At 66.6% G+C, this 14,073-nt stretch carries 12 protein-coding genes and 2 pseudogenes; 9 read left to right on the forward strand and 5 right to left on the reverse strand.

Annotation, left to right across the window (positions count from 1 at the left end; translation table 11 throughout):
- The first annotated feature begins 421 nt into the window (after nt 1–421).
- From SK803_RS12410 to SK803_RS12420, 3 genes are read left to right on the forward strand one after another with little or no spacing between them, the layout of a single operon-like run.
- Entirely contained in the window at nt 422–1,642 is a 1,221-nt protein-coding gene (locus tag SK803_RS12410) for a DNA cytosine methyltransferase (RefSeq protein WP_319966090.1), read from the forward strand.
- Entirely contained in the window at nt 1,635–2,510 is an 876-nt protein-coding gene (locus tag SK803_RS12415; protein ID WP_319966091.1) for a GIY-YIG nuclease family protein, read from the forward strand. The genes SK803_RS12410 and SK803_RS12415 overlap by 8 nt, the downstream gene beginning before the upstream one ends.
- 45 nt (nt 2,511–2,555) lie before the next feature.
- Nucleotides 2,556–2,987: a very short patch repair endonuclease gene (locus SK803_RS12420; RefSeq protein ID WP_319966309.1), complete on the forward strand. Its 432-nt coding sequence runs from the start codon at nt 2,556–2,558 to the stop codon at nt 2,985–2,987.
- Between the two features lie 1,314 nt (nt 2,988–4,301).
- Here the strand turns inward: SK803_RS12420 and SK803_RS12425 are convergent.
- Complete coding sequence (locus tag SK803_RS12425) at nt 4,302–4,568, reverse strand: hypothetical protein (RefSeq protein WP_319966092.1); 267 nt, start codon at nt 4,566–4,568, stop codon at nt 4,302–4,304.
- A 704-nt stretch (nt 4,569–5,272) separates the two neighbouring features.
- Here SK803_RS12425 and SK803_RS12430 point away from each other — a divergent pair.
- From SK803_RS12430 to SK803_RS12450, 5 genes and pseudogenes are all read left to right on the forward strand, one after another.
- A complete protein-coding gene (locus tag SK803_RS12430) occupies nt 5,273–5,827 on the forward strand; it encodes an RNA polymerase sigma factor (protein ID WP_319966093.1) in 555 nt (184 codons plus the stop codon).
- An 11-nt stretch (nt 5,828–5,838) separates the two neighbouring features.
- A complete protein-coding gene (locus tag SK803_RS12435; protein WP_319966094.1) occupies nt 5,839–6,870 on the forward strand; it encodes a hypothetical protein in 1,032 nt (343 codons plus the stop codon).
- A gap of 156 nt (nt 6,871–7,026) precedes the next feature.
- Nucleotides 7,027–7,128, forward strand: a pseudogene (locus tag SK803_RS12440) (dihydrofolate reductase family protein); the annotation flags it as partial.
- Nucleotides 7,128–7,328: pseudogene (locus SK803_RS12445) on the forward strand (RNA polymerase sigma factor); the annotation flags it as partial. The pseudogenes SK803_RS12440 and SK803_RS12445, both read left to right, overlap by 1 nt.
- 292 nt (nt 7,329–7,620) lie before the next feature.
- Nucleotides 7,621–10,320 carry an nSTAND1 domain-containing NTPase gene (locus SK803_RS12450; protein ID WP_319966095.1) on the forward strand — a complete coding sequence of 900 codons (2,700 nt, stop codon included), beginning with the start codon at nt 7,621–7,623 and terminating at the stop codon, nt 10,318–10,320.
- 22 nt (nt 10,321–10,342) lie between these two features.
- Here the strand turns inward: SK803_RS12450 and SK803_RS12455 are convergent, their stop codons facing one another.
- Nucleotides 10,343–11,131 carry a PIG-L deacetylase family protein gene (locus SK803_RS12455; protein ID WP_319966096.1) on the reverse strand — a complete coding sequence of 263 codons (789 nt, stop codon included), beginning with the start codon at nt 11,129–11,131 and terminating at the stop codon, nt 10,343–10,345.
- Between the two features lie 121 nt (nt 11,132–11,252).
- Between SK803_RS12455 and SK803_RS12460 the strand changes: the two genes are divergently transcribed.
- Nucleotides 11,253–12,170, forward strand: coding sequence for a glycosyltransferase family 2 protein (locus SK803_RS12460; RefSeq protein ID WP_319966097.1), 918 nt, complete (start codon nt 11,253–11,255; stop codon nt 12,168–12,170).
- On the opposite strand, the gene SK803_RS12465 is transcribed toward SK803_RS12460, so the two are convergent.
- The 3 genes from SK803_RS12465 to SK803_RS12475 are packed head-to-tail and all read right to left on the reverse strand — an operon-like array spanning nt 12,167 to nt 14,060.
- Nucleotides 12,167–12,850, reverse strand: coding sequence for an HAD family hydrolase (locus SK803_RS12465; RefSeq protein WP_319966098.1), 684 nt, complete (start codon nt 12,848–12,850; stop codon nt 12,167–12,169). The two genes, SK803_RS12460 and SK803_RS12465, sit on opposite strands and share 4 nt — an antisense overlap.
- A 26-nt stretch (nt 12,851–12,876) precedes the next feature.
- A complete protein-coding gene (locus tag SK803_RS12470) occupies nt 12,877–13,701 on the reverse strand; it encodes an HAD family hydrolase (protein ID WP_319966099.1) in 825 nt (274 codons plus the stop codon).
- On the reverse strand, nt 13,698–14,060 hold the full coding sequence (locus SK803_RS12475; protein ID WP_319966100.1) for a hypothetical protein: 363 nt from the start codon (nt 14,058–14,060) through the stop codon (nt 13,698–13,700). Before SK803_RS12475 ends, SK803_RS12470 begins: the two co-directional genes overlap by 4 nt.
- Between the last annotated feature and the right edge of the window lie 13 nt (nt 14,061–14,073).

A 14,073-nucleotide genomic window follows, 5' to 3' on the forward strand; every position in this document is an offset into this window, starting at 1 on the left:
TAGGAGGTGCGGACTTTGACGCCAAGCAGGGCTGCCGCCATGCGGACATCACTCGGCCCAGACAAGATCGCCTGATCACGACTGATCACCTGCTGCCGAGTCGTCTGCTGCGGCAGGCTCAACCGAAGCTGCTCCACTACACCTATCGAGTGACACCCGGTGCTCAACGAGCAGACGCCCCCTCAAGAAACCCCTGGTCGGAGCTGTTCCCATCTGCTGTGTGTCCTGCCGGGGGCACCACATGACGAAGCCAGCCAAGCGGATCCGCTTGGCTGGCTTCGTCATGTGGACAGCCAGTGCACAACAGGCGCACACCTTTAAGACGATCATCTGCTGGTTGCCACTGCCAGGAGTCGAATAATCACGCGCCCCGCGTACCACCTCCCACAGTCTTCCCGGTAGGTTTCATACAGTGCGGACCGTGCCGAAGCCAAAGCTAACTGTCGTGCCGGATCAGCAGGCCCTGCCGCTGGGCCCAGTTGCCGTGGAGTTCTTCGCCGGGATAGGCCTTGCGCGGATGGGACTAGAGCAGGCTGGGTTCCAAATCGGCTGGGCGAACGACATCGAGCGCGCCAAGGCTGAGATGTACCAGGCCCAGTTCGGTCAGCCAGAGGACCTAAACACCGCAACCGACCCGGACAAGTCTTCGCACTACTTCCTAGGCGACGTCTCCCTGGCCAAGGGACACCACATGCCCGAAGAGCTGAGCTTGGCATGGGCATCCTCGCCATGCCAAGACGTGTCGCTTGCGGGCGCACGTCTTGGCATGAAGGGGCAACGGTCGTCGATGTTCTATCAATTCACCCGTGTCATCGGCGAGCTGGACGAGACAGCCCGGCCAGCCGTTCTGACCCTCGAGAACGTGGTTGGTCTGGCCACCAGTCATGGTGGCGAAGACCTGGCTGCGGCCATCTCTGCAATGAACGAACTCGGGTACTCGGTGGACGTGCTGACACTGGACGCGCGGTGGTTCGTGCCTCAGTCCCGCCCACGTTTGTTCCTGGTCGGCGCGCGCAACGCCCCAGTGAGCGAGCAGGGCGCAAACCCGAAGCTACGGCCGGATTGGCTTCGCGCACCATTTAGCGACGCTTCCTTGATTACACACGAAGCCAGATTGCCTGAGGTTCCTGACACCGCAGTAGGCGGTTTGTCGACCATCGTGGAAGCAGACGTCGAGGAGTGGTGGGACGCGGCCCGAGTCGCGAAGTTTGAAGCCTCGCTGTCTCCTGTTCAAGCCAAACGCCTAGATGTGCTTCGCAGAAAGAAGGGCAACCCTTCTCATCGGACTGCCTACCGCCGTACTCGCGCAGGCGTGCCGATGTGGGAGATCCGCGCTGACGACATCGCTGGCTGCCTGCGCACTGCGGGCGGTGGTTCTTCCAAGCAGGCCCTTGTCGAAGCCGGCAATGGCAAGCTTCGTGTTAGATGGATGACCTCGCTGGAATACGCACGTCTGATGGGCGCAGGCAGGTACAACCTGCAAGAAGTAAAAAGGGCCAGCCAGGCACTGTTCGGCTTCGGCGACGCTGTGTGCGTTCCAGCCGTCGCCTGGCTTGCCAAAAACTACCTGATGCCTCTCGTGCAGGGCACGATGCAAAAGAAGGCGACCACAAAGGACGGACTGGAGGTGACAAGTGCCTGAAGACGACTCTCGCAGGACCACAGGGATTCGCAAGCCCGCCAAAAGCGGCCTGCCGGCTGACTCCGTCCGGGAGTTTCGCAGCTTGCTGAAGGGCGCCCTCGAGGCAAAGGACCCTGCCGGCAACGTAATCGCTTCGGCAAAGTGGGGCTGCTACGCCTTTTACGACTACGATGGAGAGCCCATCTACGTCGGACAGACGGTTGAGTCGCTACGCACGCGCATCCGTCGCCACTTGACCAATCAGCGGACCGACGCTGTGGCCATGCGCATTCTCGACGTGTTCGAAGTTGCCAAGCTCCGAATGTGGCCACTGTGGCAGTACCAAGATCTGGACGATAAAGTTGACGCGGTCAAGAAGAGCTTGGGAAAGGACGCCGCCAAGGCGACTCGAGACCGTGCTCAAATCAATTTGAACGCGGTGGAGTACTCCGCGTACCTAGAAGCAATCGACGCAAGCCGCTTTAAGGCTATCCTAAACGAGAAGATCCCACCGATCTCCATTCAGGTTCCATTGCCAGCCTCCTTCGATTTCGACCTTGTTAGCAAAGAAACCCGCGATCAATTCGGGCACGACGACGTCCGAATTGCAAGGCGTGCCGAGACGATCTCCAGATTGGCCGCCGTGGCCCATGAGCGCGGAGAGGTTTCCGATGGCTTACGCCGCGTCCTGGTCATTCAAGCCGTACGACTTGCGTATATCGCAGCCGAGCGACTGGCGTACGTGGAGGGGCGCGAGCCCCCCGAACCATCTGTGATTGACGCCACCAAGCTCGTTGGAAGCGTGCTCCGTGAGCGCTCCGACCCTCACGGTGAAAATAGCAGTGCCGAAGACGAGCTGGATGAAGACGACTTTTCCCTATTCAACTAGGCACGCGTCCGGATGCACACGAACTCCTCGAGCGAGCGCGATCTCATGCCCGGAGAATCCTGGGCGACGAGCGCCGGGACACGTAAGTCCATGCAGGCCAACAAAAGTCGAGACACCAAACCTGAGATTGAGCTGCGGAAGGCCCTGCATAAACTGGGACTGAGGTATCGGGTGTGCGCTCGACCGCTCCCAGATGTTCGACGTACCGTCGACGTGGTGTTTCGCCCGGCCAAGGTGGCCGTTGAATTGCGTGGCTGCTTCTGGCACGGGTGCCCGGCACACTACCGCGCGCCCAAGTCCAATGACAATTATTGGGCGGAGAAGGTCCGCCGCAATGTGGCTCGCGATCACGACACCGCTCGACGACTTCAAGAAGCCGGCTGGCTACTTGAAGTGGTGTGGGAACACGAAGATAGCGAGCAATCCGCATTGCGAATAGCCGATATTGTACATGCACGAAGAGATCGTTTTCGTTGATCTGCCTGGGGCTCGCCGAGAACTGCGGTGCGCTGGCGGCGATGTCCTGCACGGCCTGACGTGCGCTCAGCGCCGGATCCAGCTCGTTGACGTCCGGGCCAGCCGGGGAGCAGCACGTTGAACGTCTCGCGATCGGGCACCGAAAACCTTGGACAACACATGCGTTTCGGCGTGCTAAGCCGGCGATCGAGTTTCTGGAGCAGCTCGCGGCCAGCGATGCGCGTTCCAGGTCGTCCAGCATATAGATGCTGGATCATGACGGTGCGGTCGATGCCGAGTTGCTGGCAGCACGTCGCTTCGGAAGGGCCGCGACCGTCGGCGGATTCGAGGGCGTTGCAACACGGGCGATCAACTGGCTTGGGCAAGGAGTTTGGTCAAGCGCTCGGTCGGGGTGTCCCAGCCGAGCGTTTGCGTGGGCGTTCGTTTGGTTCGGCGGCGACGAACGCAAGGTGTCCCAGGCTCTGGGCTGAAAGGGCCTGTGGCTTTGGGAAGGTACGGCGTAGCAGGGGCCGTTGGTGTTCTCGTTGGAGCCGCGTTACCAAGGCTGACTGGGTCTCAGAAGTAGACGGAGATGCTGTGGCCAGGCCGAATGCGGCGTGGCCGGCCAATTTAGTGCTCTGGTCCCATGTCATGGATTGCGCGAGATCGGCGGGCAACGCCTGGATGGTGTCGATCAGGGCGACGCGGCCCGGTTCAGTGGTGCGGCCGTCGGGCAGGTGCACGAGCATCACATAGCGGTTGGCGCGTTCGACCAGGGTGCCGATTGCGAGGTGTTGTCCTTGAATCGGCGCTGGCGTTGCCCCGGCTGACGGCGAGGTTTGCGCACGGTGCGGCCGATGCCGCAACGCGCGGGCCGGCTCGCGCCATGTCCTGGGATGTACAGTGCTTGGTAGATCGTCTTGTGGACCACCTACCTCTCTGGCCGGTCGGGAAAGTTCCGTCGCAGGATCGCCGCGATCTGCTCGAAAACGTGTTTACGGGCCATGGTCCTGTGCGACGCGATGGAGTTCGGCATCGGCCTGTGAGCTTGCGGATCTGGAGCCGCGTACGCCGGGCCTCAGCGCGGCGCGCGGGCGATAATTCCCGCTACCGAGATGAGCGTTGCGCCGCAGTTCCCGGTTACGGTTGAGGCGGCCTGCCCAGTTCGACGGCGATTACACGGACTCCGGTGCCAGCGCGTCGTAGGTCAACGATCCGGACGCGTTCGGTCTCGTTCAGAAACCGGCCTCGAACGCCCAGAAGGACACCGAGGTGATCCGTGGTGCCCGCGAAGGAACCGAGCGGAGCGCCACCGTTGTGGCACTTCTGTCCGATCTACACATCGATCCCGACGATCCGGCAAGCTTCCTGGCTACTCACACCACGCCCCATAAGATCAAGATATGCAGCGCGCACCCGACTCACCGGCTTCCGTGCCTGTGCCGTCCGATCCTTGCGGACCTCGAAGTCAATCGCTTCCCACGAAGTGAGGTGTCGCGACGACTCCCAAGCATCGTAGTCGTAGTAGATCTCCAGGCGGAGCGCCTCGAACAACGGTCGTGACACCTCATCGGGCAGGCAGTCGAGCATGTCCGGGTTCATGGCATCGCCGCCTCGCCGTCGATCGCGTTCAGCTGCTCCTCCAGCCCCACCTGCTCGGAATAAAGTTGGACGCGACGGTTGTTCACGATCCCTCACGAACTCGTCAATCATCTCGTTCGGTTATCGCTCAGCGCGCCGTATCGCCGCGACCTTGTGCTCGCGTTCGTCCAGCCCGGCCATATCCCCTGGCCAGTCTTCTCCGCGCTGAACAGGCTGAGCCGGCAGGCGCCAACACCTCGTGCGTCAGGAAGCTGGTGAAGCCTTTCAACAGCTCGTTTCCGCGTACGCGGAAACATCGGGAGATGGCCGTCGGACGATAAGCCTTCTTGGGCTGGCAGCCGCAGCAGATGATGCCAGCGCGGTTGGCCGTGTCTGGTCGTGGCAACCACTGTGAGCCGCTCACGGCTGCAAGAACCAGACCGCCGGCTGGCGCACGCCGGAGCGCACGTGCTGTCCGGGGTGTCGGAGGGAACGCGAGACGTTCAAGACGCTGCTCTGCCGCTGGCCGGGCAGAGCAGAGTGCCCGCCCCGGCACTGAGCGCCTGCTGGGTCGCCGCGAACACGCCACAGGCGAGCTGAGCGCGCCCCTGGCAGCCGCTGGGCGCTGACCAGCGGCGTTCATCTGATCTCTGGGCAACCTGAACGCTTTCGGGCCGCGTTGGCAAAGACGGGGTGGAAGGGCGAAGCGAGACCCGAGGAGCTTCATGTCGTCAGACGCGGAACTGATCGGCAGATCGCTGCGCGGAGACACCAATGCCTTCGTGGAGATGATCAGCCGCCACGAGACCGCGATCGGAAACTATCTGGCGCGCCGGGTGGGGCGGCAGACCGCCGAGGACGTTCTCGGCGATGTGTGGGTGGCGGCGTACGCCTCCCGGGCGACCTATGACTGTTCGTACCCCGAGGCGCGGCCTTGGTTGTACGGGGTCGCGCTCAACAGGTTGCGCAAGCACTGGCGGTCCGAGCCGGCGGAGGTGGCTGCGCCGGACGTGGCGCGCATGGCCGGTGATTGGGATCCCTGGCCGACGGTGGACGCCCGCGTGGACACGCAGGCGTTGCTGCGCACGGCTTTGGCACGGCTCAAGACCGAAGAGCGCGAAGTGCTGGGGCTGGTCGCTTGGGAGGACTTGACCGTCGCGGAGGCCGGGCGGGTGCTCGACATTCCCGCTGGCACGGCTCGCCGGCTGCTGCACCAGGCACGCAAAGCACTGCGCGACGCCCCTGAGGTGGCCGCGCTGCTGCAGGTACCGACAACGTGAAAGAACAACCCATGGATGAGATGGACCTGATGAAGAAGCTGCGTGATGTGCCGTCCCCCCGCACCGACGCCTACGACAGCGCCCGCGCGGCGTTGCACACGGCGATGGCGGAGCCGGTGAGCACGGTTGTGCGTCCGAAGCGCTGGTTGTCCTGGCCCAAGGTCAGCGTTGCCGCCGTGGGCGCGGCGGCCGTCGCGGCGGCTGTGGTGATGGGCACGACGGGCACCAGCACACCGACCGGCGACCCGATCATCGCTGCCCCGCAGGTGGTCGACTCAGCGCTGGTGAAGCTGGCCTCCGACGTCAAGGCGGCCGGCACGCTGTCCGGTGACTCGTCGCTGGTCATCACCACGAAGACCGCGCCGGACGGGTCGCCGTACCTCGTCTACACGGTCTACACCGACAAGGGGCAGGTGTTCCACGGCGACTCGGCGAAGACCCTCCAGGCCGCGGCGGCCAAGGGTGACGACGCTGCCACTCAGTACGACGCGAACGTGATGGCGGCGGCCCGGCTGGCCGCTACCGGCGACGTGGAGAAGGCCAAGATCGCGATGGTCAACGCCTCGCCCAACGGTTTGGGCCTCGGCCTGAGCCCTGCCGAGCAGGAGAAGGCGTGGGCGCAGAACTACGAGGTGACCGCCAAGATGCTCCGCGAAATCGGCAAGCAGGTGCCTGACTTCAAGCCTCGCCCGACGGGCAAGGAACTGGAGGACGTCATCAACAACAGGCTGTGGAGCCACACCACGTACGCCCTGTTCATCGGTGCCGCCAACGCCGACATCCGAGCGGGCGTGCTGAAGCTGGTCGCGACCATCCAGGACGTCACCATCGGCAAGGCGCAGGTCGACGACCAGTCCGCGTTGACGCTCACCGCGGGCCCCTCGCTGCAGGGCGGGGAAAGCACGCACGTGGTGACCATCAACGCCGACACCGGCCTGCCCATCCGTTCCGAGGTCTTCCCGGTCAAGGACGGCAAGCCCTCGGCGGCGAGGTACAAGTCGTCCCGCGTGAACCTCGCGGACGTCGTGGCGGGCAAGATCTGATCTTCGTTTCGAAGTTCTGGGAGGGCCGAGAAGGCTTCGGTCCTCCCAGAACGTTTTTGAAGAAGTCCGCGAGGCGGTGTCGGATCGGGGCCGGGGCGTTCGCAGGAGGGGTGAAGCCGCCCGCAAGGGGCGCGCAGGGGCGAAGGAATCCCGATCATGAAGCTGACGACCATCACTCAGATCACCCTCGACGGGGTCATGCAGGGCAACGGTGGCGCCTCGGAGGAGGACCGCAGGAACGGGTTCGAGCGCGGCGGATGCACACCTCCGCCCGCGACATCCGCGACACCGACTGGTCGCAGATCCTCGCGCTCTACGACCAACTCGTCCGCGCCGATCTGCTGCGCCGGTTGGGTCGCAGCAAAGAATCGCGCGCGGCTTACGACAAAGCCATCGAACTCGCTGGAAACACCGCCGAGATCGCACATCTGACCCGCCGCCGCGAACAACTGCGATAGCGGATGGAGAGCGAAGCCCCCACCCCAGTCGGGGGCTTCGCCTCCGGACCCCCGGATCCCCGGCGGGGGCGCGAGGCCGTTCACTCGGAAGGCCCTGCGTCGAGCGAGCGCCGAATCCGGGCAGGACGAACCGTTCACCCCAAGGCACGAAATGCCGCGGCGCTCCTGTCCGGCTTCGATGACACCCCCAATAGTGGCCATCGAAGCCGGACAGGTGGTGTATAGCGTGGTTGTGTTGTCAGGCGCCGGACACTGAGCACCGGACAACACGAATCCGAGGGGGCGGCATCACGTGCCACGACCAGAGCGGCCGCTGGAGCTCGACGGGACCGCGCTGGTCGAGTTCGCCGTTGACCTGCGGCGTTTGCGCCAGGACGCGGGTACGCCGTCCTACCGCGAGCTCGGCAAGCGCGCCGGTTACTCGGCCACGACGCTCGCGGACGCAGCAGGTGGGCGCCGGTTTCCCAGTCTGGAGGTCGCGCTCGCGTACGTCCGCGCGTGCGGCGGCGACCTCGAACTGTGGGAGCGGCGATGGCACTCTCTCGCCGCCGAACTCAACGCGACGGTCGCCATCGAGATTGAGACCGACGAGGAGGCGCCCTATGTCGGGCTGTCCGCCTATCGCGTCGAGGACGCGTCTCGCTTCTTCGGCAGGGAACGCCTTGTCGACGATCTCGTCGCTCGGGTGGAACGGCAGAAGTTCGTCGCGGTGTTCGGCCCGTCCGGGTCGGGAAAGTCGTCGCTGATTCGCGCCGGGCTTCTGCCGCGGTTGCCGGCGCACATTCTTCGGACGCCGGGCGAACATCCGCTGCGAATGGTTTCCGGTTTCCCGTCCGATTCGGAGACCGTGATCGTGGTCGACCAGTTCGAAGAGGTATTCACCCTCTGCCAGGACCCGGACGAACGGACTCGGTTCATCGCCGAACTGCTCGGCCGCAAGACGGTGCTCAGCGTGCGGGCGGACTTCTACACGCACTGCTGCATGATCCCGGAGCTGGCGGCCGCGCTGCAGGACGCCCAGTTCACCGTCGGCCCGATGACGGCGGAGGAACTGCGCCACGCGATCACGTTGCCCGCGATGAAGGCGAACTGCACGGTCGAGGCCGACCTGGCCGCCACGCTCGTCGCACACGCCCACGGCCGGGCAGGTGTGCTGCCGTTGTTGTCGCACGCGTTGCTGGAGACCTGGCGCCGGCGCAGCGGGAACCGGCTCACGCTCACCGGGTTCCAGGCCGTCGGTGGCATCGACGGGGCGCTCGCGAAGACGGCCGAGGCGGTCTACAGCTCGTTCGACGCACGGCAGCAGGATCGCGCGCGGGACCTCTTCCGGCGTCTGGCCGTGCTGGGCGAGAGCACTGAGGACACCAAACGCCGCATCTCCCCCGCTGAGCTCGACGACGACCAGGACACCGCCGTGGTGCTGGACAGGTGCACCGCCGCACGGCTCATCGTGCGCGACACGGAGAGCATCGAGATCACGCACGAGGCGCTGATCCGCACGTGGCCCCGCTTCCGGGAGTGGCTGAGCAGCGATCGCGACGGGCAGCGCGTGCACCGGGAGCTGACACACGCGACCGACGGCTGGGAACAGCTCGACCACGACCGCAGCGCGTTGTACCGGGGAGCGCGGCTGGCGATCGTCCGCGAATGGGCCGCCCGTTCTCAGGCGCTCACCGCTCGCGAACGGGCGTTCGTCGAAGCCAGCACCAAGGCCGAAGCCGAGGAACACGTGCTGGCCCGGCGCCGGGCGAAACGCCTCAGCTACCTGGTCGGCGTGCTCGCCGTGCTGCTGGCCGTCTCCGCGGCAACGACGATCTACGCCGTACGGGCACGCGACGAGATCACGTCCCAGCGCAACAGCGCGATCGCACTGAACCTCGGGTCCGAGGCGGTGGTGGAACACCGCACGAACCCGTCGCTCGGGCTCCAGCTCGGTCTGGTCGCGCACCGCCTCGCCGCGACCCGCAAGACCCGCGACGGGGTGCTGAGCACGCTGGCCACCGTGGTCAAGGCCCACGACGAGGAGGTGTACGCGGCCACGTTCAGCAAGGACGGCACGCTGGCGACGGCGGGCAGGGACCGCTCGATCCACCTGTGGAACGTCGGCGACCGGCGCAAACCGGTCCGGCTCGGCACCCTCGCCGGCCACACCGGCGCCGTGCGCGCACTGTCCTACCGCCCGGACGGGAAGGTCCTCGCGTCCAGCGGCGACGACGGCACCGTACGGCTGTGGAACGAGCAAGGACAGCTCGCGGTGATGCCGGGCGAGGAGGCGGTCCGCACGGTCTCGTTCAACCCGGACGGTCGCACCATCGCGGTCGGCTCCAGCACGGGTGTGGTGCGGCTGTGGAACGTCAGCGATCCGCGCAACCCCGTCGAGGCCGCCGTGCTGCGGGGCCACACGGACGCGATGCGGACGGTGGAGTTCAGCCCCGACGGCAAGACGCTCGCCACCGGGAGCGACGACCACAGCGTGCGGCTGTGGCAGGACGGCGCCGAGATCGCGACGCTGTCCAGCAACCGGGTCGACGTGTACGACCTGACCTTCAGCCCGGACGGGCACACGCTCGCGGTAGGCAGCGGTAACGACAAACCCGTGCGGCTGTGGGACGTCTCCGAACCGCGGAAGCCCGCCGAGCTCCCCTCGCTCAGCGGCCACGAGGACGTCGTCGGCAGTGTCGCGTTCAGCCCGGACGGGCGCACGCTCGCGTCCGGCAGCGACGACCGCACGGTGCGGCTGTGGAACGTCACCGATCCCCGGCACGTCACCGAGATCGCCACGCTGTCCGGGGCCGCCATCGCCGTCGCCGACATCGCGTTCAGCCCAGACGGCCGGACCCTGGTGTGGACCATGTTCGATCCGACCATGCGGCTGCTGAACGCGAACCTCGACGCCGCGATCGCCGAAGCCTGCGAGTCGGCGGGGCCGCGCCTCACCGAGGACGAGTGGCGCCTGCACGTGCCAGACGTCCCGTACACCCCGCCGTGCTGACCCGGCCGACACTTCAGCCGGGTCAGGCCAGCAGCCGCCACGCCACCTCGTACTTCAGCGCCGGGCCCCAGAGCTCGTCCGAGTCCCGGTCCCCGAGGTCTTCCAGGCTCAGCGCGGGCAGCTGCGACCGGTACGCGCGGACGGCGTCGGCCTTCAGCAGTCGTTCCGCCGGCGACAGTTCCGCCACCTGCGGCTTGAGGTCGGCGGCGTCGAGCCCGCGTTCGGCGAGTTCCCAGTCGAGCCACGCGTCGATGCTCAGGTACGGACGCGGTTCCCGGCCGTCGACCCAGGACGGCCAGCCGTAGCGCAGCGCGTGGGGAACGTCCGCGTACAGCGTCACTTCAGGGCGCTCGGGCAGTTCCCGGACGGCGGCCAGCGCGGCGTCGCGGGTGGCGAGGTGGTCGGGGTGACCTCCGATGCCCGCCGGCGCCCACACTTCGCTCTCCCCCTCGAACTCGCGCCGCAGCCGGGCGACCAGGTCGTCGAAGTCGAGTTCGGTCGTGCGGTACTGGGCTTCCGGCAGGTCCAGGCGCCGGGTGCGGCAGCCCAGGACGCTCATCGCGCGGTCGTCCTCGGCCAGGCGCTCCCGGAAGCGGTCGTGGGAGGACTCGGCGCGGGTCACGCGGTCCCAGCTGGTCAGCGCTACGCCGTCCGGTGGCGGGCCGGAGAACACCGTCACCGCGGTGGCGCGGTAGCGGGTGAGCGCGGTGGCGGCGGAGAGAACGGCATCGTCCAAGTGAGCGGAAAGAACAATCATCAGGCCCCCTGACAACGTGCCGGCGCCGTTCGGACCCGTGCACGAACACGGCATTCCCTGACACGTCCGCCCCCAAAGCAGGAACGTGTGGAACCGGGAATTCTGCCTGCTGGCCCGGCGATCAATTTGACGCTAGCATCGCGAATCGAGGGAGTCAACGAAAGGGGAGTTCGCCATGAGTCCACTCGTCAGTGTTGTACTGCCCACGAGAAACCGTCCCGGAACACTTGCCGAGGCATTGCGTTCGGTTGCCGAGCAAACCGTCGACGACGTCGAGGTCGTGGTCGTCAACGACGCCGGGCCTGACATGTCGCACGTCGTCGCCGAATTCGCGGGTGAATTGTCGGTGCAGCTCGTGAATCATGCCGTGAACCGCGGTGTCAGCACCGCGCGCAACACCGCGCTGGACCTCGCGCGCGGCAAGTACGTCAGCTTTCTGGACGACGACGACCTCTATCTACCCGACCACCTGGCGCTCGCGCTGAAGCTGCTCGAGCCGGGCGACGCCGACTTCGTGCACGTCAACACCGCGGTGCGCCCCGACCGGGTCACCCCTGCCGACCAGCTCACCCTCCACTACGACCTGCCGACGGACCTGGAGTTCCTGCACGTCGTGAACTACGTTCCGCCAGTGGCCGCGGTCTGCCGCAACCCGCGCGACCTGCCGGGCGCGCGGTTCGACGCCGACCTGCCGCTCGCCGAGGACTGGGACATGTGGCTGCGGCTGATCCACGAGCACGGATTCCGCTGCGCGAACGCCACCGAGGTCACCGCGTTCTACCACCGCGTCGAGGACTCGACGAGCATGTCGGTCGACGCCGATCACGACGTCGTCGGTTTCCAGAGCTTCTTCGACTGCTGGAAGACCATTTGCGCACGATTCCCGGTCGCCGCCGACTCACGTGCGGCGCGCTACCGGCAATTCGGCGTGCTCATGCACGAAATCATTCTCGAACGACTCCTCGCGAACGTCCTGCTGCCGCACACCTATTACGAGCACATCCTGCACATCCTGTTCGACGGGTTCACCGGAAAGTTCCCGGACGACGAGATCCCCGCCCGAATGGCCGCACTGCTCGACTCCGGACGTTAATCGGTCGCGATCACGAATTGTTCGGAGCCGTCGAGCACCATCGAGACGGCTTCGAGCAATCCCTTCACCACCGGGACGCCGAGCGCGACGAAATGATCGAGCGCGTGCAGCGCGTTCGGCCCCGCGTGGTAGAGCACGCACGAGACACCGCACGCCATCGCCGCCCGCGCGTCGTCGACGCTGTCGCCGACCAGCAGCACCCGGTCCGCGGGCACGCCGATGTGGTCGAGGTGCCGCTGCAGGTGGGGTGCCTTGCGGGCGAACTCGGTGCCCACCAGGCCGTCGACGCGCACGAAGAAGTCGCCGATGTCGAACTTCTTCACCAACGGCATCAGCCGGTCGTGCGGGTGCATCGACAGCAGCGACTGGCTGCCGTTCGCGTCCCGCCACGTCTCCAGCGCCTTCACGGCGTCCTCGGTGAGCTCGATCCGCTCCCGCCGGCCGAGGTACGCGGCCTGGAAGCTCTTGTCCAGCAACCCCTGCTCGACCCTGGTGAGCCGCCGCCCCACGAGTTGCTCGTAGAACTCCGGGATCGGCTGGCGGTGGTGCAGCTGGTAGGCCTCCCTGGTGATCGCACCGAGCCCGGCGTGCGTGAACGCGTCGATCGTCGAGTCGATCAGCGCCTCACCGTCGGCGAACAGGGTTCCGTTCCAGTCCCAGATGATGTGTTCCGCGGACACGCCGCTCTCCTCTCCCCGCACCTTGTCTACCGAACCTCTGCCATCCGCGCATCCACGATCCGCTCGAGCAGTTCCGCCACCCCGCCGGCGTCGTTGCCGGCCACGACCAGGTGCGCGGCGGCCCGCACCTGGTCATCGGCGTTGCCCATCGCCACGGCGAGCCCACCGGTGGCGAACATGACGAGGTCGTTCGGCATGTCCCCCACACAGGCGATTTCCCGCAACGCCACACCGGCGGCATCCGCGATCACCCGCAGCGCCGCGCCCTTGTCGGCGGCGAGCGGTGAGATCTCCAGGAACCGGTGCGTGGAATAGGTGACGGTGACGTCCCGCGCCACGCCGCGGACCGCTTCGGCCAGCTCGCCCGCCCGTTGCCCGGTCCGTGCCGCGAGCAGCTTCAGCACCCCGCCGCCGCGCACCAGGTCCTCGACGGTGCGGTCGTACTCCACGACACACCACTCGGCCGCCAGATCGGCGGGAAACCCGCTGTCCAGCACCAGATCGGACTCGGTGACCGCGCCGAGCACCAGGCCGAGCCGCCGCAGCTCACCCACGAGCCCCAGCCCGAAGCCGCCCGCGAACACGTGCCGGCACAGCACGGCGCCGTCGCGGCCGCACACGACGGCGCCGTTGCTGGCCGCCAGGAAGCCGGTCAGACCGCCACCGCCGAGCACCGCCCGCGCGTCGTCGAGCGGGCGTCCGGTCAGGAACGCGACCTCCACCCCCGCCGACCGCGCGGTGGCGACGGCCCTGCTGACCCGTTCGGTCACCAGGCCCTCGACGTCGAGCAGGGTGCCGTCGAGATCCGCCGCCACCAGCCGGATGTCGCGCATCGGCGTCGGGCCGGTCATCGCAGGTAGCTTCCGTCCGTCTCGAGCGACACGGACACCAGCCGTGCTCCCTCCAGCACGAACTCCGCCTCGGCGGAACCGGACCAGCGGCGCGTCGCCCTCGTGCCCTCGCCCAGCGTGATCCACAACCAGCCGGAGTCGTTGACGATCGAGGGCACCGGCCCGGTCGCGTCCCACAGCAACTCGGGCACGTGCAACACGTTCACCGAGATCAGCCGATCACCGACGAGGTCAAGCCGGACGGCGCTGGTGAACGCCACCCGCGTGAGGCCGGCGGCCGGTTTCTCGCCGAACGCCAGCTCGATCCGCCCGACGTCGGGCCACGCGCGCACGGCAGGAACGACGGAATGCTCCACCATCTGCGATCCCCCC

The organism is Lentzea miocenica, assembly GCF_033949945.1.
In the GTDB taxonomy this organism is placed as follows: domain Bacteria; phylum Actinomycetota; class Actinomycetes; order Mycobacteriales; family Pseudonocardiaceae; genus Lentzea; species Lentzea miocenica.